Annotated in this window: 19 protein-coding genes; 3 read left to right on the forward strand and 16 right to left on the reverse strand. The window is 41.1% G+C overall.

Translation table 11 applies throughout. From position 1 onward, the window contains the following. Positions 1-36 precede the first annotated feature (36 nt). The 10 genes from AC0NJP_RS10980 to AC0NJP_RS11025 form a co-directional block, all read right to left on the reverse strand. Positions 37-447, reverse strand: a complete 411-nt coding sequence (locus AC0NJP_RS10980) for an acyl-CoA carboxylase biotin carboxyl carrier protein subunit (protein WP_474699800.1) — start codon at positions 445-447, stop codon at positions 37-39. Positions 448-479: 32 nt separating this feature from the next. After that, entirely contained in the window at positions 480-776 is a 297-nt protein-coding gene (locus tag AC0NJP_RS10985) for a hypothetical protein (protein ID WP_474699801.1), read from the reverse strand. Positions 777-812: 36 nt separating this feature from the next. After that, positions 813-2342 (reverse strand): methylmalonyl-CoA decarboxylase subunit alpha, encoded by a 1530-nt coding sequence (gene mmdA / locus AC0NJP_RS10990; protein WP_474699802.1) that lies wholly within the window; start codon positions 2340-2342, stop codon positions 813-815. A 63-nt stretch (positions 2343-2405) separates the two neighbouring features. Further along, a complete protein-coding gene (locus tag AC0NJP_RS10995; protein ID WP_474699803.1) occupies positions 2406-3590 on the reverse strand; it encodes a CaiB/BaiF CoA transferase family protein in 1185 nt (394 codons plus the stop codon). 469 nt (positions 3591-4059) lie between these two features. Then, a complete protein-coding gene (locus AC0NJP_RS11000; protein ID WP_474699804.1) occupies positions 4060-4821 on the reverse strand; it encodes a LytR/AlgR family response regulator transcription factor in 762 nt (253 codons plus the stop codon). Then, positions 4818-6518 (reverse strand): LytS/YhcK type 5TM receptor domain-containing protein, encoded by a 1701-nt coding sequence (locus tag AC0NJP_RS11005; protein ID WP_474699805.1) that lies wholly within the window; start codon positions 6516-6518, stop codon positions 4818-4820. The genes AC0NJP_RS11000 and AC0NJP_RS11005 overlap by 4 nt, the downstream gene beginning before the upstream one ends. A 240-nt stretch (positions 6519-6758) precedes the next feature. Beyond that, a complete protein-coding gene (locus AC0NJP_RS11010; protein WP_474699806.1) occupies positions 6759-7496 on the reverse strand; it encodes an L-2-amino-thiazoline-4-carboxylic acid hydrolase in 738 nt (245 codons plus the stop codon). 62 nt (positions 7497-7558) lie between these two features. Next, positions 7559-9235 (reverse strand): methyl-accepting chemotaxis protein, encoded by a 1677-nt coding sequence (locus AC0NJP_RS11015; RefSeq protein WP_474699807.1) that lies wholly within the window; start codon positions 9233-9235, stop codon positions 7559-7561. Positions 9236-9464: 229 nt separating this feature from the next. Further along, positions 9465-9782 (reverse strand): AzlD domain-containing protein, encoded by a 318-nt coding sequence (locus tag AC0NJP_RS11020; protein ID WP_474699808.1) that lies wholly within the window; start codon positions 9780-9782, stop codon positions 9465-9467. Then, a complete protein-coding gene (locus AC0NJP_RS11025) occupies positions 9772-10503 on the reverse strand; it encodes an AzlC family ABC transporter permease (RefSeq protein WP_474699809.1) in 732 nt (243 codons plus the stop codon). Before AC0NJP_RS11025 ends, AC0NJP_RS11020 begins: the two co-directional genes overlap by 11 nt. 106 nt (positions 10504-10609) lie before the next feature. Here AC0NJP_RS11025 and AC0NJP_RS11030 point away from each other — a divergent pair, with 106 nt between their 5' ends. Continuing rightward, entirely contained in the window at positions 10610-12004 is a 1395-nt protein-coding gene (locus AC0NJP_RS11030; RefSeq protein WP_474699810.1) for an aminotransferase-like domain-containing protein, read from the forward strand. Between the two features lie 90 nt (positions 12005-12094). Here AC0NJP_RS11030 and AC0NJP_RS11035 read toward each other — a convergent pair whose 3' ends face one another. From AC0NJP_RS11035 to AC0NJP_RS11060, 6 genes are all read right to left on the reverse strand, one after another. Then, complete coding sequence (locus AC0NJP_RS11035) at positions 12095-12496, reverse strand: pyridoxamine 5'-phosphate oxidase family protein (RefSeq protein ID WP_474699811.1); 402 nt, start codon at positions 12494-12496, stop codon at positions 12095-12097. Between the two features lie 211 nt (positions 12497-12707). Beyond that, positions 12708-13130, reverse strand: coding sequence for a MarR family winged helix-turn-helix transcriptional regulator (locus AC0NJP_RS11040; protein WP_474699812.1), 423 nt, complete (start codon positions 13128-13130; stop codon positions 12708-12710). A gap of 144 nt (positions 13131-13274) precedes the next feature. Continuing rightward, a complete protein-coding gene (gene arcC / locus AC0NJP_RS11045) occupies positions 13275-14213 on the reverse strand; it encodes a carbamate kinase (RefSeq protein ID WP_474039910.1) in 939 nt (312 codons plus the stop codon). Positions 14214-14227: 14 nt separating this feature from the next. Continuing rightward, positions 14228-15013 (reverse strand): (S)-ureidoglycine aminohydrolase, encoded by a 786-nt coding sequence (gene allE, locus AC0NJP_RS11050; protein WP_474039911.1) that lies wholly within the window; start codon positions 15011-15013, stop codon positions 14228-14230. Between the two features lie 23 nt (positions 15014-15036). Further along, positions 15037-15909, reverse strand: a complete 873-nt coding sequence (locus AC0NJP_RS11055) for an oxamate carbamoyltransferase subunit AllH family protein (RefSeq protein ID WP_474039912.1) — start codon at positions 15907-15909, stop codon at positions 15037-15039. Beyond that, the gene (locus AC0NJP_RS11060; RefSeq protein WP_474039913.1) at positions 15902-18901 is read right to left on the reverse strand and encodes a bifunctional FdrA/YlbE family protein; all 3000 of its coding nucleotides are present in this window, start codon (positions 18899-18901) and stop codon (positions 15902-15904) included. Before AC0NJP_RS11060 ends, AC0NJP_RS11055 begins: the two co-directional genes overlap by 8 nt. A 148-nt stretch (positions 18902-19049) precedes the next feature. Between AC0NJP_RS11060 and AC0NJP_RS11065 the strand changes: the two genes are divergently transcribed. Together AC0NJP_RS11065 and AC0NJP_RS11070 are read left to right on the forward strand one after the other, a co-directional pair. After that, positions 19050-20678: a PucR family transcriptional regulator gene (locus AC0NJP_RS11065; RefSeq protein WP_474039914.1), complete on the forward strand. Its 1629-nt coding sequence runs from the start codon at positions 19050-19052 to the stop codon at positions 20676-20678. Further along, positions 20671-21534 (forward strand): alpha/beta hydrolase, encoded by an 864-nt coding sequence (locus AC0NJP_RS11070; RefSeq protein ID WP_474699813.1) that lies wholly within the window; start codon positions 20671-20673, stop codon positions 21532-21534. Before AC0NJP_RS11065 ends, AC0NJP_RS11070 begins: the two co-directional genes overlap by 8 nt. Positions 21535-21569: the final 35 nt, after the last annotated feature.

Genomic DNA, 21569 nt, shown 5'->3' on the forward strand with positions numbered 1-21569 from the left:
TTGTCTTCTTGAGCTAGCACTTCACTTCGATTCAGCTTAGCCAATTACTAAGAGCGGCGTACCAGCCTGCACTGGATCGCCATCTTTCGCACTAATTGATTTTACGACGCCGTCGCAAGGCGCCATAACCGGATTGTGCATTTTCATGGCTTCGAGTATCAAAAGTTCCTGTCCCTTTGTTACACTATCGCCGACGCTCACTTTTACAGTAATCACTTTACCAGGCATCGGCGCGGTAACTTGACTGCCGCCTGCAGTTGCTGGCGCTGCCGCTGGTTTAGCCGGTGCTACTGGTGCTGCCGGTGCAGGAGTCGCAGTAACTACTGGGGCCGCTTTCGCAACAGAAGCTGGGGCTGGAGCAGCAGCGACTGCTGCTGTTGTGGCGTTATTTTTTGCTACCGTTACATCATAAGTTTTACCATTCACGGTAATTGTATAGTTTGCCATGGTATTGCCTCCTTGAAATATCGTTTCGCGCTTTATAAGTAATTGTGTACAGCTTCTTGTCTGGCTGTAGTACGCCATCTGCTGCTATGTCGCTCTAAGACACTCAGTACCGTAAAATCACTTGTTCCCTCTAGTTCAGCAATGGCGGCGGCAATCACGGCTACCAACTCATCCGCTTCGTCTGAATTCGCAATGATTTCAGGAACTTCAGCGACCGCAACTGTGGCAGATACAGCAACTGTCGGCACTTCTATTTCATCCTCGTTATAGCGGCTGCGCAAGAAAAAAACGACAGCCACAATAACGCATAATAATCCAATCCACACCACGTCTCAACCCCTCCTCCGATTCAGCTTATCCCTTGTTTATAGCGGAATATTGCCGTGTTTTTTAGCAGGGCGAGATTCCCGTTTGGCATTAAAAGCATTTAAGGCACTAATAATCCGCGGCCGTGTTTCACTGGGGACAATAACTTGATCAGCATAACCACGTTCTGCCGCCTTGTAAGGCGTAGCAAATTCTCTAACATACTCATCGGTTTTTTCTTTGGCATTAGGATCATTACGGAAAATGATATTGGCCGCTCCGGCAGGCCCCATAACAGCAATTTCAGCTGACGGCCAAGCCATGACTTGATCAGCGCCAAGATGACGTGAGCACATTGCAATATAAGCGCCGCCATAGGCTTTACGCGTAATTACGGTAATCTTAGGCACAGTCGCTTCAGAATAAGCAAAGAGCATTTTAGCGCCATGCCGAATAATACCGCCATGTTCTTGCCCCGTACCTGGTAAGAAGCCGGGAACATCGACAAGGCTCAATAGTGGAATATTAAAGGCATCGCAAAACCGAATAAAGCGGGCTGCTTTATCAGACGCATTAATATCGAGGCATCCAGCCATCATCGTCGGCTGATTCGCAATAATTCCCACAGTGCGTCCATCAAATCTAGCAAAACCAATAATCATATTTTTGGCAAAGTGAGACTGTATTTCATAAAACTCGCCGTTATCTGCGATCTTTTTGATCACATCATACATGTCATAGGGTTGATTCGGATTATCAGGCATTAATGTGTTAAGGCTTTCATCGGTTCTTGCCGGATCATCACCTGTCGCCACAATCGGAGCTTCATCAAGGTTATTGCTAGGCAGAAAGCTAAGTAAGTACCGTACCTGCTCCATGCAATCCTCATCGTTTTCCGCGGCAAAATGTGCGACCCCTGATACAGCATTATGAGCCATAGCACCGCCCAACGCTTCCGCCGTCACTTCTTCCGCTGTCACCGATTTAATGACTTGCGGTCCTGTAATAAACATTTGGCTCGTATTTTTAACCATATAAATAAAATCCGTAATAGCTGGCGAATATACAGCGCCGCCGGCACAGGGTCCCATGATGACCGAAATCTGAGGAATTACGCCAGACGATAAGGTATTGCGGTAAAAAATATCACCAAAGCCAGAGAGGGCATCAACGCCTTCTTGAATACGAGCCCCACCAGAATCATTCAGTCCAATGACAGGCGCACCCATTTTCAAAGCTAGGTCCTGTACCTTCGTGATTTTGGCTGCATGCTGTTCTCCCAGAGAACCGCCGATTACCGTGAAATCCTGAGCATACACGTAAACAACTCGCCCATTGACAGTTCCATAACCTGTAACAACGCCTTCGCCAGGAGCTTCTTCTCGCTCCATGCCAAAATTCGTGCAACGATGTTTTACAAACTGATCTAATTCATTAAAGGAACCTGGATCTAAAAGTTTTTCAATTCGCTCCCGCGCCGTTAGCTTGCCGCTGGCATGCTGCTTATCAATTCTTTTTTTCCCGCCGCCAAGAGCAATTTTTTCCTGTTTTGTTACAAGCTCTTCAATCTTTTGATGAATAGTTCCCATTGCGCACCTCTCAACTTGGAGTCACTACTTTTAAGTAATTACAACTGATTGGATTGATGAAGTTTACAGTACGTTGTTAGCTTTCAATTCGTCCACTTCATCACTAGAAATACCTAGCATAGCCGCAAGAATTTCTTTCGTATGCTGCCCTAAAAGCGGCGCCGGGATTTCAACTGAGCCTGGTGTTTCGGACAATTTAATCGGCAAACCTGGCATTTTCAGCTTACCAGCTATGGGATGCTCTACTTCAACGATCATATCGCGTGCAGCCACTTGCGGATCTTTCAACACACGATCGACTGTGTTAATCGGACCGCAGGGAATGCCCGCTGCATCGATAACCGCCAACCACTCATCAACCGTTTTATCAGGAAATACTGTATCAAGAATTGCTTTCAATTCTTTCTGATTTTGGGTTCGCTGTGAATTCGATACAAACCGCGGATCTTCAATCAATTCGGTTTTGCCGATCAATTCGCAGAACTTAGCCCAAAGCCGATCATTGCCAACAGCAATAATTACATAACCATCTTTCGCCTTAAAGCCTTCAAAGGGAGTAATCGAAGGATGTCTATTGCCGATCGGTCCAGGAACAACGCCTGACGTAACGTAGCGTGAAATCGCATTTTCTAAAATGGCTACTTGACAATCAAGCATAGCAACATCTACTTTTTGGCCAATGCCCGTCACCTCGCGCGTATATAAAGCGGTCAACGTACCGATTGCCGCAAAAAGTCCGGCAGTGACATCGCCCACGGAAGCGCCTACTCGCGTTGGCTCGCCATTTTCTTGACCAGTAATGCTCATAATGCCGCCCATCCCCTGAACAATTACATCATAAGCTGGCTTTTTGCTATAAGGACCTGTATGGCCAAAACCAGAACAAGCCGTATAAATAATTTTCGGATTGATTTCTTTCAGTACATCATAACCAAGGCCTAATTTTTCCATCGTTCCAGGACGATAGTTTTCCAGTACCACATCGGCCTTCTTAACCATTTCCTTGAAAATTTCCTTGGCTTTCTCTTCCTTAAGATTTAAGGTCATCGAACGTTTGCCGCGGTTCAAGCTCATAAAATAAGCGCTTTCTTTGCCGACAAAGGGACCAAAAGCCCGTGAATCATCCCCACCGTTCGGTGCTTCAATTTTAATAACATCTGCGCCAAAATCAGCAAGCATCATGGATGCATAGGGACCAGCAAGCACCCGCGTCAAATCAAGCACTACAAGATTCTCTAACGATTTCATTCTTAGCCCTCCTCAAATTCTTCAAACTGTATGATTATTGCAAACTGTATGGTTATTTTAGCAAAAAAAAATAAGGCAAAGTAAAATCTGCAATACTATAACAAAAACGTGACGTAAGAGCTCATTTTTTTGCAGTAAGATTCATCCTTTAAATTCACTTTTGCTATCTACTAGAAAAAATAAAAACGCTTCCTTTATCGATAAGATAAAAAAAGCGTTTTACACAAATATTTTATGATAGAGCTTAATAAAAGCTCCTATTATTTTTAAGTCTTATTGGTGTACAGGAAGCTGACATAGTTCGTGTTCTCAGATCCCCAAGAAACATTTAAACAATGCCTCCCCCTTCCTGCAGACCAAAACGGTTACTACCAGTATATCTATTATAACAAAAAAAATGAATCCATGGCAAAAAATGCACCAATATACCAAAAAAGATACATAACCTTCCCGATTTTACTGACAAGATTCACAGCTTAATGCCCATAACCCGATTAAATTCTTTAATATAATGGCGCGCAACAGGAATATTCGTCTCTCGGCAATTTTCTAAAGTAAGTACATAGGTATTATTAAACCAAGGAATGACTTCCCGTACTTTCGCTAAATTCACTAAATAACTCTTATGAATTCGTAAAAAGCCTTGCTCTTTGAATAGACCTTCTAAATCCCTTAGTGTCATCTTCGTGAATAATTGTCCTTGTTCCGTTTCAAGTAAAGTCTGCCTATATTTATCAGCTTTCGCAAAAAACACTTCTGACGCTCGCAGCATAATCATACGGTCACTGCCCCAAACACAAAGACTGGAACGCATAATCTGACTAAATTCCATATTCTCGACGACAAGCGGCTTCCGTGTCGTGACCGTTTCTGGCGGTCGTAATTTTTCTACACTTTTTTGCACCCGCGCCAAAGAATAAGGCTTAAGAATATAATCGACAGCATTTAATTCAAAAGCTTTGGCAGCAAATTGATTAAAGCCTGATGTGAAAACAATGCGTGGCGGATAATTCAGTTCAAGAATTTCGCCAGCAGTGACTAGCCCGTCTTTATTCCGCATCTGAATATCCATAAAAACGACATCAGGATTTTGTTCCTGTACCATGTCTAGCACTTCATCGCCATCTTCACATTCACCAACTATATCAATTGCGCCGATGTCGCGAAGAATTGCCTTTAATTCCTCGCGCGCTGGAAATTCATCATCGACAACAATAACCCTCAAATTCATACCTCGTCCTCCTTATCCGGAAAAGTAAGCGAAACGCAAGTCCCTTCTCCTGCCTCACTTTCGATTTTCAATCCAAAATCCGCCCCATAAATCGCTTGTAATCGCTGATGAACATTAAAAAGTCCAATACTTGTTTTCTTCTCATCATCTTCCGGCGTAGCGAGAAGTAAATGATTCAGCTTACTACGTGGAATTCCAACACCATCATCTTTTATTGAAATAATATAAAATCCCTTAGCAGTCCTGCGACCAGAAACAATCACATTCCCACCGGATTTTTTCGGATATAACCCATGTTTAATTGCATTTTCCACAAGAGGTTGTAATATAAGAGCCGGAATTTTTCGATGATATGTTTCAGGAAAGTCATAAACAATCTGCAAGTTGTTGCGAAATCGAGCTGATTCAAGCTGTACATAGGCATTAATATGCTGAATCTCAGTCTCAAGATCTACCCACTCACCGGCGTTAGTCAAATTATTGCGATAAAAATCCGCCAAATGCAATAATAGGTCACGGGCGATTTCCGGCTCACTACGACAATAGTAGACGATTGTGTTTAGAGCATTAAACAGAAAATGAGGATTAATTTGCGTTTGTAGCGCTTTAATCTCCGCATCGGCTTGTAAGGACGCATAAAGTTCAACACGGCTCGCCTCTAATTGCGTCGAAATCAGTTGCGACAGCCCTTTAATTAACTCAATTTCAAAGGGAGATATACTATCAGGAGTTACTTTGTAAAAGCCCAAAGAACCGACTATATTTCCTCGTTCAACTAAAGCTACAACGATTTTCGATTGTAGTACACATTGAGGATCCTGGCAGCCAATTTCCTCCTTGCTTACAGCTAATTCATAGTTTCCTTGATTTAATACCTGCATCGTACTCGTCGTCTGAATGACGCCTTTATGATGATCCGCTCCCTCGCCGATAAAAGCTAATACACGGTCTAGCGACGTTATCACTACAGCATCTAACGTCCCAACGACTTCATAAATCGTAAGAACGGTATCCTCAGCACTTTTTTCATTTAAGCCTTTCTTCAGAAAAACCAGCGTTTTCTCAGCAATTTGCAAGGCAAGCTGGGCGGCTTTCCCCTCCACTTTTTCCCGTTCATCGTAAATCGTATCTAAAATTGCGATGATCATCGCAATGCCCAAAGGGTTCACAATAAGCATAGAGGTGCTAATCGTCTGCACGAGTTGCAAGGCCCAACTGAAAGGAGAAGAGAAAAACAATAAAATAAGCATATGCAGAGATTCGAGAAAAAAACCTAGCCCCAAAGCAACCGGCCAGCGATTATGCATACTGCTAAATCGCTGATAAAACAGCCCGGCAATAATTCCTTGTATAATCGTAGAAGCGGCACTGGCTGAAGCGCTGATTCCACCTAAAAAGTAGCGCTCCACACCTACAATAATTCCTGAGCCAATGCCAACCCAAGGTCCGCCGATTAGCCCAGCTGTAATAACAGCCACAGCCCTTGTATTGGCAATTGCATAGGTAGTTTGAAACCCAGCATGAGTTCCAGCGATACCAATTACCCCAAAGAATATGATATAGCCAATCTTGCCCCAAAAAGACGATCCTTTTTGCAAAATGGCAGCGCGAAAAACTTGGGCCTTTGAAAGTAGAAAAATACAGCTTAGTATCACAATCAGAATCATAAACAAATGTTGAAAAACATACCCTTGCAAAGGCTCCGCTCCTTATTTTACGGCAAAAAAAACAGGAGGAATCCGTTTGACAGACTCCCCCTAGTAAAATGCCCCAAATATTTATTTGTTAGTTTGCTACAATAATCTACTGAAAATATTATAGGGGATGAAATACTATAAGTAAAGAAATTTTTATTACCCTTTATTGGGATTTTATAAACTATCTACAACCCATTATTGAAGAGCTATTTCCTACTGCCGCAGGCCTAATTACAAGCGTTATGCAGGAATGATATGGTGTGATTGGGGCAGATCGTTAAAGTCTTGATTCATGAGTTCTAATATCTGCCCTACTGCTCCTTCTCCATACCTTTTAGCAAATAAATCAAGTGATTCCTGCATTGCCTGAAGTCCGCTATAGCCAAATCTGGCAATAACGACTTCCCACAAAGCTTTAAATAAGTGCCCACAATGATAGTTCCAGGGCATCTTGGCTTTATTGCCTAAAAGTCGTACTCGTTCGGCAAATTGCTCTTTTTCCATGCTCGATACGTTTGCCTGCAACAGCCGCATATCACAGACCGCATCCCCTAAGCCACGACATTCTACAATATCAAAAACAAGGTCTGAATTATAACCTGCCGCAATGGCTACATCTACATACTTACAATATAAATAGCCGTATGCTTCTAGCCAGCCTTCTTCTTGCCATAGATCGTGCCAAGGACATTTCTTAATAAAAAACTGAATATCGGGGTCCTTAGTTGGAACAGAAAAGTCCATCTCTCCTTCTCTAGCGCTCCATTCCCCATAGGCAATATAGTTTAAAGCGGTAAGTTCAACACCATCGGCCTGGGCTCGTAAAGCCATCCGTTTGCCTCGCTGTCTGCCATAATGAACAACGCCATTGCCGACTGCTTCAATTCCCGCCTCACCAAACGTGTCAATCACAGTCTTGGCAATAGCGCCAAATAAATAGGCATGACTGCGCGCATCTAACTGCTGCTCTTCAATCATTGTTTCACTCCCTTACGATATCATGATCGCCTCAGATAAAATAATATCTATATTTTAACTCGTTACATTTTAAAAGCACTGACCACCTCGGTTAAATCCATTGCCATATCAGCAAGTTTCTGACTGGACGTAGCAATTTCTTCATTCGTTGCAGAATGTTCTTGCGTAGCAGCAGATACATTCTGAGCCTGGCTTGCCGCTTCTTTGCTAATTCCATTAATTGCGTCCACTGACGCCACGACTTGCTGACTTCCTTTTGCCATCTGCTCAATAGCTGCTGTAATTTCACGCATTCGCGAAGCCGCATCATTAACAGTCCTGTGAATATCTGCAAATGACTGCCCTGCAGCATCTACTGCTTCAACCCCAGCAAGAACTTCTTTGGAACCTTCAACGATTGCCGTCATTGCAGTGCCTGTATCATACTGCACTTCTGAAATTAGACCTGTAATTCTTTTAGCCGACTCTTGCGCTTGTTCCGCTAATTTACGCACTTCCTCGGCAACTACAGCAAAACCACGGCCATGCTCACCAGATCGAGCCGCCTCAATCGCCGCATTCAATGCTAATAAATTTGTCTGACTGGCAATGCCAGATATGTCATCAACAATATAGCCAATCGCCTTTGATCGTTCCTCCAAGGTTGTCATCACCTGTGCCGATCGCGCTACGGCACTTTGAGCACTTTCCATTTGCGCGATTGCTTTCTCTATGGCCTGGCTTCCTTTTTGGGCCGTCGCCGACGATTGATCTGAAGTATCTGAAGCATCCTTAGCGTTAGTTGCAATATTTTGTATTCCTGCTGACATCTGAGCAATAACAGCAACTGTATTTTCAATAGCTATCATTTGTTTTTCCGTACCGCCAGCCATACCAGCAACAGTTTGCGCCACTTGATTCGCTGCTTGCGCGGACTGTGCTGCGCCGGCAGTAAGCTCTTCCGAAGAAGCAGAAAGATCACTCGCAAAGCTTGTTACCTGCTTAATAAATTCTTTCACTTGATAAACAAGTGTATTAATAGAATCTGCAATTGTTCCGAATTCATCTTTCGAATATAGCGGGATTTCCTGAATAGTAATATACCCGTCCTTATCTTTTTGAATTCCCTTTGTAATCATATTAAGAGAGGTAATGATTTTTTTAGCAACAAAAGCACAAACTACTATACTGACTATACCGCTAATCAAACTTATAACAAAAATCATCTTAATTAAAGAGTCTACTTTTCCTAAATCAAAGGCAATATCATTTTCGCTGGCTTTTTTTATCTCTTCCGTAAAATCAGCAAGCTTCTCTGCCTTATCATCAAAGTCCGTCATTAATTTATTGCCGCCAGCGGGTCCAAAATTTACGTATTGTTCAGCCATTTTTTTGCCCAATTGATAGTATTCATCAAAGGCTCGCTCATACTCACGAAGTTCCTGTTCCTTCTCCGGTTTAAGTAGTTTATACTTCGTTAAAGCTTCTTTGAACATTACAGCGCTCTCTTCAGCATTTTTAAAGCCGTCATCTTTGCCATCTTGTGCCCTCGTTGCACTTATGTCGCTTAAATATTGCTGAACTTGAACAATAGACAATTCCATCTGATTCGCCAACGATGTTACAGGATATGTCACACTATTTACCCGTGTATTAAATTGAACTGCTTGAGAAATAATAACTAAATTAATAATTACCGTAATACCTATTATCATGCCTAATAAAACTATTTTGCCGCGAGAAGAATATAAATAGTTCATGCTTACCACTCTCACTTTACAATAAAATAGGTATTTTTACATCAAATTCCAATTAACCTAAATATTTATATTTTTACTATCATCTTATAGAATTGGTGATTCTGCGTCAAGATAAAAGATCTGAGTCATTAAATAGAAGTAACGTAAACAAGAACAAGCCAATTAAGGTCCTTTCTGCTGTGACCTCAATTGACTTGTTCCTATTTACGTTTTAGAGGCTTTAAGCATCTTACAACAGCCCTAAGCTTAACATAGTTCCCATCCCCAAAACCAGAGTAACAACTATATTACGACTTTTGTAGGCCGCAGCGGCAGCTACTAATCCTGCTAATAAATAATGATTTTGCAATGAAATATCAACTTCGCCTTTTGGCAAAATTAAAGCTGGCACAATCAAAGCAGTAAGAATCGCCGTCGGAATATGTTTTAACCAGCGCTCTAGCCAAGTCGGCATTCCGGTTTGACGAAATAGAGCCGCACAACTAAACCGCGTGGCAAATGTTACGGCCATCATACAGAAAATAATAAAAAGAATTTCACTGCGCATGCTTCTTCGCCCCTTCCAATAAACCACCAACAAGTACTGCGCCAAAGCAAGCGGCTATCATATACCACTTTCCCGGAAGATAGACAGCGCCAAGCACGGCAATTATAGCTGATACAACACATACAATAAGGCTGATTCGATCTGTTAGCCGTGGGAAAAGCAACACCAAAAAAGTAGCAGGCATGGCAAAATCAAGACCCCACACTAACGGATCAGGAATATATCCTCCAACTAAGACCCCAGTCAAGGTAGACAAGCCCCACGTCACATACATACTAAGGCTGGCGCCCAGATGATACGCCGAGCTATAGCCACTTTGATAGATACGGCTGATCGTTACTGCATAAGCTTCATCGGTCAGCAAAAAAGATAATATAAGCTGCCGTGAAAGCGGCTGTTTCACTAGATATTTTGCCAAAGAAGCGCCCATTAGCATATGGCGTAAATTGACTAGCAATGTGGTTAAGGTAATCACGCTCCAACTAGATAATCCCGCCCCTAGCATGGTGATTGCAATAAACTGACTAGCGCCGGCAAATACCAAGAGCGACATCAAAACTGTTTCTACTGGCGTAAGCCCTGCTGTGAGTCCCATAATCCCGCAGGTAATACCAAAAGGAATTACGCCAAGTAAAATAGGGCCACTAGCAATAACGCCGCGACGAAAATCAGGATCAAGGATTAGATAGTTAGATGGCAATACGGCGTTTTTACTATTCATTTGGTCACCCTCGCTTTTTGCTTTCTTTTACAGAATTGTAACATTGTAAGACGATACATACAATGTTATAATTGTATGCAAAACAATTTAAAAGCGAGTGAATAATATGCCAGTGAATTCTTTTGATAATTATCCCATGAGCTGGAAGCCGGAATTCAATGAAAAAACAGGCCCACTCTATAAAGCAATTGCCGAAAAATTAGAAGCTGATATTAGAAGCGGGCTACTGACGCCGGGAACAAAATTGCCGCCGCAACGTGAACTAGCTGATTTTCTCGATATTAATGTAAGCACCATTTCGCGCGCCTTCAAACTTTGCGAACAAAAGGGAATCATTTGTTCTACTATTGGTAACGGAACCTTTGTTTCTTCTGATGCTGCGGCGAATCCTTTTTTGCTACACGACGAAGACTCTTTAGAGGTTATTGAAATGGGTCCGGTCTTCCCTGCAAAAAGTGCCAACCGACCGATTGTAACCCAGCTGAAAAAAATGATTACAGAACCGGATTTTGGCGAACTGTTTCAATATGGTAAATCAGGTGGAACACTCTGGCAAAAAGAAACAGCAGCCAAACTGATAGGAAAAGCAGGCTATAAGGTACCTTCTGAACAACTGCTATTATCGAATGGCGGGCAAAATGCAATCACTGCCGTATTAGCAGGTCTCTTTCAACCAGGAGATCGCATTGGCACAAATGAATTTACCTATCCTGGCATTAAAACAGCCGCCAATATGCTGGGAATCCGCTTAATCCCCATTCAACAAAAAAATAATGAAATGACAGCTGACGGAATTTTATATGCTTGCAAAAATGAAAATATTAAAGGTCTCTATATCATACCTGATTTTCATAACCCAACAACTCATACCTTGTCAGACACAGGTCGAAAAACTATAGCCGCCCTCGCCAAACAAGAGGACCTCATTATCATTGAAGATGCCATTCATAGTCTCCTGACAGAAAAGTCTTGTCCCCCCGTTGCCGCTTATGCTCCTGAACACGTCATTTATATTTCCAGTCTTGCCAAAGTCGTTTCACCAGGACTCAGAATCGCGTTTCTTGCTGTACCAGAAGTGTATAAGCAAAAACTAACCGAAGCGCTCTATAATATGAATATCTCTGTAGCTCCCATGATAGCCGAACTCGTCTGCCGTATGATCATTTCCGGCGATTTAGAAAAAATCATCGAAAAACATCGCTTAGTAAATAAGCAAAGAAATGAAATTGTTGATACCTATTTAAAAAATCATAAAGTTTGGGGAAGTCCCGAGGGCATTATGCGCTGGCTTCTTTTGCCGAAAAAGATGACCGGCGAAGAATTTGCCGCCAATGCCTATCAGTTAGGAGTCCGAGTCTACGGCGCTGAGCGCTTTGCCGTAGGAAATCCAAAAGCCGTAAATGCGGTGAGACTTGCCATTGCCGCCCCAGAGAATGATGCCCAGTTAGAGAAGGCTATAAAAATCATTAAGAATCTATTAGAACAAAAAAGCAGCCACTAATCTATATTCAAAGTTTGAATAACAAATCAGCAGCTGCTATTTTACGATAAGATTATTACGATGCGGTTACGATACAATCAATCTTAGCCATTAAAAAGTAAATGTTTTAGGCGGCTCTCCTGAAAAATCAGCAAGAATGGCTGTTCCATGTTCGACATAAAATACTTCAAAAATGGGATTATCGGCACTTTGATAAATTGATTTTACCAAGCCGCTAGTAGTTAATACTTTCTCTTTATCAGACAAGCTGCTGCTAAATTTAACTTGACCAGCCAAACGAACCCAAGCAAATTTCGGCGAGGTACTAGAGAACTCTATATATGGATTTGCTTGTAATTGCTTAAAGACGTCCTTGGTATTATTTGTACAAAAGAAAAACTTCCCATCTGCTTCATACATGAATTGAAAGGGCCTGGCCTTTGGTTTTCCTTCTGCCACAGTGGCTAATACCCCTGTAACATTCTCTTGTAAAAATTTAATAACCTCTTTCATTTTCTGTTGTCCCTCCAACTTTTATTTATAGTGCATCAGCACACTACAGGCAATGACTAGGCCCTATGCAAATACAAATTATATGCCCTATGCAAATACAATTTAATTGATTTTAGCGCTTCAATATAATTCTACCCCAAGAGCCCCATCAAAATTAGATATCTAACTATTATCCGAAAAAAATTTCAATTTTAATTCGCCTGCAACAAATTTATGAAGTATATTCTCTAAGATTGCCAATCACTTTGGCTAATAGCCTTTCAACATTCTCAGCTTCCTCTTCCGCCAGATCTTTATAAACAATTGAATTAACGTAAGCTGAAATTTCAGCTAAACTCGGCTTTAAGTCTTCGCCTTTCTGGGTAAGTCGAATCCAAGTAACCCGACTATCTTTACTGCATTTTTCTTTTGTCACATAACCCAAGCTAATCAGCTTATCTACCAAGACCGTTACGGTTGGTTTCGTACGATGAATTCTTTCGGCTAATTCCTTCATTGTAAATGTATTTCCATGACAAAGCTGCATGAGAATCCCGCCATGCGACGGAACAATTCCCTCGATTCCACGCGCTCTTAATTCACTAACAATTAATTTGTGGGCTTCTTCTGCTAATCTGCTTGATAAGGCAATCATATTATTTCTTCTCATGGTTTTTATTATAGTTAGATATCTAACTTTCGTCAATAGTAAATTTTCTCTCACATACAAATCTTACACCAAAAAGCCATCGCACTAATTTCTTGATGCGATGGCCTTCTCTAGTAATATTTACTTAGCTCATTTCCGGCAGATAATTGTACCATTATTTTCAGTGACTGCCTGGTAGGCATTCTCTAACGATGTGATAATAGCTTCCCTGCCTGATCCAGATTTAACAAATTTAATAGCCGCCTCAACTTTAGGCAACATAGACCCAGGAGCAAAGTGTCCTTCTCCCATATATTTTTCGGCTTCTTCCACAGTAATACGTTCTAGCCACTTTTGATCAGGCTTGCCAAAGTTAACAGCAACACGGGGCACTGCCGTTAGAATAATGAGTGTATCGGCATAAATAACATCTGCCAACTTTGCTGCCGCTTTATCTTTGTCAATCACTGCATCAACACTATGAAGCAGGCCATTTTCCCGATATACAGGGATACCGCCGCCACCACAGGCAATCACAACATCGCCATTTTCCATGAGACAACGAATCGTTCCCTTTTCTTTAATATCAACAGGATCAGGTGAAGGAACAACGCGCCGAAAACCTCTGCCTGAATCTTCAACAAAGGTGTAACCACGTTCTTCGCCGATCTCTTTTGCTGCCTCTTCTGAGTAAAACAGTCCAACGGGCTTAGTTGGGCACTGAAACGCTGAATCTTTGGGATCGACAATAACCTGGGTAATCGCTGTAGATACGTGTGTTGCCATGCCCTGCTGCACAAAGGTATTCTGCAAAGCATTTTGCAAATGAAATCCAATATATCCCTGACTCATAGCATTACATTCAGCAAAAGGCATGGCGGAAACATTGGAATTTTGCGTATAGGCCAGTTCAAAAGCCAAATTAATCATACCGACTTGCGGCCCATTCCCATGAACAATAACGATTTTATAGCCATCCTTGACGAGGTTCACAATGTGACTGGCGGCAACCAGAACGGCTTGTTTCTGTTCTTCAGGAGTATTGCCTAGAGCATTCCCGCCTAAAGCGATAACTAATTGTTTGTCCATTTTTATTCTCCTCTTTACAGTATCACATCACGATTGCAATCTTTGGAATAAACATAGGCAAAGTTCTCGTCGCGCCCCACAGCATAGCAGGCTTGCAAACAATAGGCGCCCATAAAAATATAATCTCCTTTTTGAACAGGAATCCAGTCATTATTCAGATTATACATTCCCTGTCCGCTCAAACAATAGGCACCATGTTCCTGCACATGTGTTTCCACATAGCCATGGGAAGCGCCAGGTTTGAAACTAAGAATATGGAAATTACAATCAAAGGCCAAATCTTTTGGCAAGAAGTCTTTCACTAAAACATCTTCCATGCCTTCATAATTAACCCATTCCATAGATTCCGTATTGCCTGTAACGATATAAGGCTCATAACCATCTAGTGGCGTATAAACACGTTTATACATGAATGCTTTTACTACTTCACCGCTTTTGTTCTGAAAATAGAGTTTCGTTCCGGGAGGACAATAAACAAATCCACCCTTTGTTAAAGAATAAGCTTCTTCTCCAGCTTTAACAGCTAGGCTGCCTTCTAACACATAAAATAAAGTTTCAATTCCCGCTTCGCCAAAACCGAGTTCATTTTTGCCATCAGCGCAAATCGTAACAAGATAGTCAACAAAACTAGCACCTAGCTTGGGAGAGCTAAGAATCGTGATATCGCAATTTTCAAAACCTGGAAGAGTATTTTTAACTAAACCATCCGGTTCAATCAGTGCATAGTTGTCTTTCTTGATCACTGATCGATTTATTAAAAGGTCTTTTCTGTATCCTGTAACATTATTAAGATAGCTCATAACGAATCTCCTTATCTATTTTTTTACTTTTTACACGGTAGTACTGGCAACTGATGAATTAAAAATTTCAGTCCTACGAAGAAGCCAAACAATGTATCATTGCCTGAAGTATGACCAAATGACTGTACTGCTTTGACTGCTTTTTCTATCTCAGCAGACGCTGCATCATCAAGCATTTCTACCAGTTTTATAAAGTACTCGCTTACATACCCTTGCAGTAACGCGTTAAGATAAGCCACGCTGACCAGCGTTGTTCTTTCCTTAGTAACCTCTGCTGCAAGAACTTGTTGCCATTCCTGGTAATGATCAAAGTTTAGAAGCGCCAATGTAAAACCGAGAAGGATATCATCACCGCTTGGCGTCAATCCTTTCCCCCTGCCAACAAAAAATTTTATAATTGTAGAATTTAATTTCATATCAGTTTTATCGGAATATAACAACAATTCTACTTGCTTGCGAGTTCTTTCATCTAAATAGAGCCCTATATTTTTCTCTAAATCCATATTTGTCAAATACTTATACAGCTTAGTATCAACAAGTTCTTTTATCGTACATTTTACTTTTGGAAGCCTTAGATCTATTTCTTCTAGATCTTTATAATCAATCACGATTACGCCATCAACGCTATAAAAAAGTAATCGATTCCCTTTGTTTACGACCATATCATCACTTTTTACAGAGTTGAGTATATTTTTAAGCTGCCCCTCATCTACATTCAGCCCAAGAACAGATAGAGGGGTGCCAGTGCAGCCAACATATAGTAAAAAGTCATCAAATTGTACGTTGAGACCCTGATTAAATTTGCTATGCACCTTACCCACTCTATGTGTTTTCAGATAGAGTGGCAAAAGATTGCTCCTCGCCGCTCTATCTTTTTTACATTGTTCTTTACTCAATTTCTATCCCTAGTTTTTTCGCATAAGCAACGATCGCTTTTTCAAAGCAGGCCAGCGGCGCACGCACTGTTCCAGCTCCAATCTGACCGACTCCTGCGTTTTTATGAGCGATGCCCGTATTGATTAGCGGCGTAATATTGGTTTCCACTACTTTTCTAGCATCAATTCCCAGACATGCCCCCTTGAAATCCCAAGTAGGAATACTCCAGTTGGAGTTATGGGAAATGCAGATTTTTTCCATTTCATTGGAAACTTTAAGTGCATCATGGAAACCGCCTGCTCCGACAAATCTAGTAACGCCAGGAGCAGCAATCATAGCCATGCCGCCAACCCCCACTGTTTCAGTGATGGCACTGTCGCCAATATCGGGATTTGCGTCAGCTTCTGAATAGCCGGTAAAGTACAGCCCATTTGGTGTATTTACTGGTGCAGTAAACCATTCGTCACCCATACCACTTATTTTTACGCCGAAATCCTGACCGTTTCTAGCCATTGTGGTAACGACTGTTCCACTCGTAGTTTTTCTAGCACAATCTACAATGGATTTACTTGCTGCCATCATGATGTTTAAGAAAAACTGATCCGTATCTGCTAAAAACTTAATTACGGTATATTTTTCTTTTTGGTCAATGTCAAGCTCCGTAATCAGCGGTGCTAGTTCTTTTTGGAAGATCAGAGAAGCCGCAATATTTCTTTGGTGGAACTCATCTCCCATAGTAATAGCCTTCGCAATAAGTACATTTAGGTTTAAGCCTTCTTCTTTTTGCCGCAAAGCTTTCGATAATACAGGTCCTAAAGAATCACGCATCCATCTTAATCTTGTTAAAACTTCTTCGGAATAAGCGCCAAAACGAAGTACTTTTCCGATGCCTTCATTCATAATGCAGTAACCAATCGATCCATCCAGTTTATTTTTGACGACCAATACAGGCATGTTGCCTGATGTAATTCCGCCCATAGGACCGACTGCATTTACATGATGACAAGGTGTGAATTTCACGCCACCCTGTTCTAGTAGCTCTCTGGCGCTCGTTTCGTCAGCTGCCCAGCCTTCGAATAATACCGCCCCAATACAAGACCCCTGCATTGGACCTGTCATGTTTTTATATTCAATCGGCGGCCCTGCATGCAGTAATACTTTATCGTTTAAGATTTCAATCACTGATTTTGCTGGCACTACATCTACCAAAAAGGGCTGTGAGTTTTTCATCTTGCCAATGACTTCCTGATTGGCTGTTTCAATTTCCTCAATTTTGGCAAGCTGATTTAATATTTTGATCAACTTTTTATTACCGCCTGCCGCCGGTCTCCAATCATACTGCACGGAACTGCCGCCATAGGCCATAATTGATTCGGTAAAGCTGGCAAGGCCGATATTGATAATCCGCGGTTTAGAATTTAAAAGATCGATAATACTATCGCTGATTTCAGGTAGTGCTTTTTTGGCAACGGTACTTGCTACTACGTGCTTATCCGCTTCTTTCAAATCAATTCCTTTTAATTTAAGCGCAAGTCTTATGGCCTTGGCATTGCTCTCTTCTACTAGTACACCGCAGCCCTTCAAAGTATCGATAGCGTCCTGATAGCTTTGAGGATCCTGCTGTGTGCCGCAGACAGAACCGACGAAGTAGAGCTCCCGACCATCTGCTTTTGCTGTTGCAATGGCTGCTTTGATCGCCTCTGATAACGCTCCAGCCATATCAGGATGTGAACCATACCCTAACACGCAGTCAAGCAGTATAATCCCAGTATTTTTACCGGCTGCATATTCTCTGATTTTATTAATTCTAACCTCTGGGTCGATCATCGGATGCGGTTTCCCTTGTGTGTAGATATCATCGCCCAAATCCATCACTTCGTAGCCATTAGCATTAAGGATATATCCCTCTTTTTTGATCAATTTACCAAGTCCTAAAGCCTCAGTAATCAGCATTGCTGCTTCAGCCGCCAGTGTGCCGCCGGAATATAAACCTTTTACTGTCTTATCATTTGCCAGCGGCGTTTTCACTTCATATTTTATGTCTTCCATATAATTCGGCTTCACCGGTCTGTTCTTAGCAAGATCTACAGCAATCATCGCCGTTTCTTCCAGCGTATGAGCCAAATATACATTGCCCTCATAGTGGTCTGGTTTTTCGCCTAAGAAAATAGCGACTACAGGTTTTGTAAGACTATGTAGCAATTCTACAATCTCATCTCTAACTTTCGGCGCTGGCGGTTTGGAAATAACCACAATAACATCGGTAGGATCATGAAGTTCCAGTCCAAGTATTGCATCGCGAACAGTTACCGCATTAACCTCTTCACTCAAATCTCGTCCACCTGTGCCAATAGCATGTACGACACCACCGCCAAGACGGTCAATAATAGTCGTCACTTCCTGTATCCCCGTTCCAGAAGCTCCTACTATACCAATATTTCCAGGTCTTACCACATTCGTAAAAGCGATAGGAATACTAGAAATAATTCCGGTACCGCAGTCAGGCCCCATCAATAAAAGGCCTTTTTCATGAGCTTTATTTTTAAGTCGCACTTCATCTTCTAATGAAATATTATCAGTGAACGAAAAAACATTCAGCCCCTTATCAAGTGCTTTTTCGATTTCATCAGCCGCATATTCCCCTGGAATAGAAAAGAGAGCTAAGTTTGCGTCAGGCATTTCTTCTAGTGCTGCATCAATGCTTGTTACGCTTACAGCCGTATTGGCTTTGCGTTTAACAGCAAGATCATTTAAAAATTTATCGGTTTCACTCAGAACACGATCAACAATCGTTTCGTCTTCTGTCTCGACGGCAATAATCATATCACTGGGAGCTGCACTTTCCGCTTCAACGGTAAGAAGTCCACTATTTCTAAGGATATCTTTATTGGCATCAGTCCCCATCATAATTGAGCATTTTGTGATACCATCAAGAGTATTTATCGAATTCGTGAGTAACATAAGATTGATAGAATCTTGATAACTATTTTTCTTAATTACTGTATATAGCATTTCCAATTCTCCTTTACTGTGTTAATATTGTGTTAATATTTTGTCAAATGAATTACCGTTATTATATCATTATTTTTTTGGATTATCATTGGTATAAAATCGTAAAAATCACGTTTTTTTTATACTTGGAGGATAAAGGAGTAGCAAATTGAATATCAAAGACATATTAAGAGTAAAATCGCTTTGTGGCGCACAATTAATAGCTGGCAAAAACGGAATTTCCAACGAAATAAATGGCGTCAATATCTTAGAGGCAACCGACATCGCCAATTGGGGACGTGCCGGTGAGGTAATTCTTACTAGTTTTTTTGCCCTGCAAAATTTGAACGATAGTGAATTAGACGTATTCTTTGAAAAACTCCATAATATCGGCATCAGCGCAATCATCATGAAAATTGATCGACTCGTTCCGCAAATCCCCAATAAAATCATTGAACTTTGCGACAAACATTTAATCCCCTTAATCCAAATTGGCAAAAATGTGAAGTATGACACTATCATCCTTGAGATATTAGGTCCCATTGTAAACAAGAACTTAAATTTGTTAAATAAGTATTATGAGGTACATAGCGAGCTCACTAGTCTTGCGCTGAAAATGCCTTCCATGGATAAGATTCTCTGTGAATTTAAAAAAATGATCTTACGCGATGTGAGTCTCATTGATTCTACCAAGGGAACTGAAATCAGTACAAATCCCAAACTTTGCAATGTAACAGTTATTGGCACAAGTGAGGTTTCCACAGAAAAATACGTCCATTTTAAATATGAGCGCAAAGAAGTAGTCTATAATAACTTGGAGCCTAAGTTAGTAGGTAAACAAATTCGTGTCCGTATACCCTATCTCGGCTATGATGACTACGAACTAGTGATTCACGAGCTACTCGATCAAATCAGTTCAGAAGATTTTATGATCATCGAAAATGGCGTAAAGTTTCTACAAATGGAATTACTAAAGAATTATGTAATCTCACAAAATCTCTTTCAGCAAAAAAACAATATCCTAAGCGACTTACTCAATGATAGACTCTATGAAGAAAAAGCAATTGATGAGGTATTAGAGTCCCTTAATATACATAAACACCCATACTATCAAGTAATTCTCATAAAACTCTATCAGCAAGATGAAACCAAAAATATAAACAAGCCGCTCATGGCGCAAACCTTACGAAAGATCCGCCTCAAATTCAAAGCCAGTTTTAAAGATATTGTTTTTCTAGAAAAGCAAGATCGAGTCGTTTTTATTCTCAATTTTAGTAGTTCGCATTCTGGTCTTACTGCGGCTGTCATCGAAAAGATTATGGATTCTTTCGTTGAAAATAATCTATTTAAAGAATTTCATTACTACGCAAGTATCAGCTCTAAAGTAGAAAAATCCGGAATTCCCAAGGCCAATAGAGAGGTTGTCGATACCCAAAAGGTGCTGCGCCTATTCCATAATTCCAATAAAATACTCCCCTATGAAGAACTGGGAATTTACAAGTTATTTTTGGACTCTAATAATTTAGGCGATCTGAAAAAGTTTATTTCTCCTCGAATCGCTAATTTCAGATCTGAATCCCCCCTGCTGTTCGAGACTTTAAAGACCTTTCTGGACACTAACCAAAGCTATAACCTCACTGCTGAAAAGCTGTTTCTTCATCCCAAAACAGTGCGGTATCGAATTGACAAAATAAAAAATGTGTTGGGAATCGACTTTGCAAATCCAGAGGAACTACTGCAAATTCAAATCGCTTCAAGATTATTTAAACTGATTGATGGGAGAAAAACGGATGAGTAAACCAGAAATATTTAACTTTACAACCAAGCAAAATATTAAATTAGCGATAAATCTCTATCGAGCCAAAAACGATAGAAAAAACATAACCATATTATATTTTCATGGTGGCGGCCTGCTTTACGGTGTAAGAGATGATCTACCGCAAATATATATCGATAAATTTCTAAATTCAGGCTATGATTTGTTAACCTTTGATTATCCCTTAGCCCCAGAATCAAAATTAGATATCATTTTAAATTCCACTTTCGAACTGCTCGACTTTTATCTAAATAACCGTGATGAAGTATTCGATTTGAAAAATAATCAATACGTGCTATTTGGTCGATCTGCCGGAGCATATCTCGCTTTTATGATGTGTGATCGTTTAATAAAAACTAACGTCTTACGTCCCTGCGCTCTTATCAGCCTATACGGTTATGCCCGCCTTGACGAAGCCGCTTTCGCCACCCCCAGCAAATATTACAATAAACTGGCAGCCATCTCAGACGAAAGCATCGAAAAAATCATTTCGGACACCCCGGTGGTCTATGGACCTATGAATGTAAGATTTTCTCTTTATATAAAAGCAAGACAAGATGGAACGTGGATAAAATCTCTTTGCGGCGAAGAAAATCCAGCTGCCTATTCTTTAACTGAAGAAATTCTGCAAGAATTCCCACCGACAATCTTGGCGGCAGCAACCCTAGACCCTGACGTTCCCTATCGAATGACAAAGACATTAAGCAGGCAAATTCCCCAGTCCCAGCTCATAACCGTCTACCAAGAAGCTCACGATTTCGATCGAGATATAAGTGACCCATCAGGAAAAACAACTTATGACTCAATCCTTGAATGGTTACATAATCAAATCGGATAACCCAAAAGGGTCTGTCACACTACATAGCGCGGCAG

The organism is Pelorhabdus sp. sgz311002 (genome assembly GCF_056134285.1).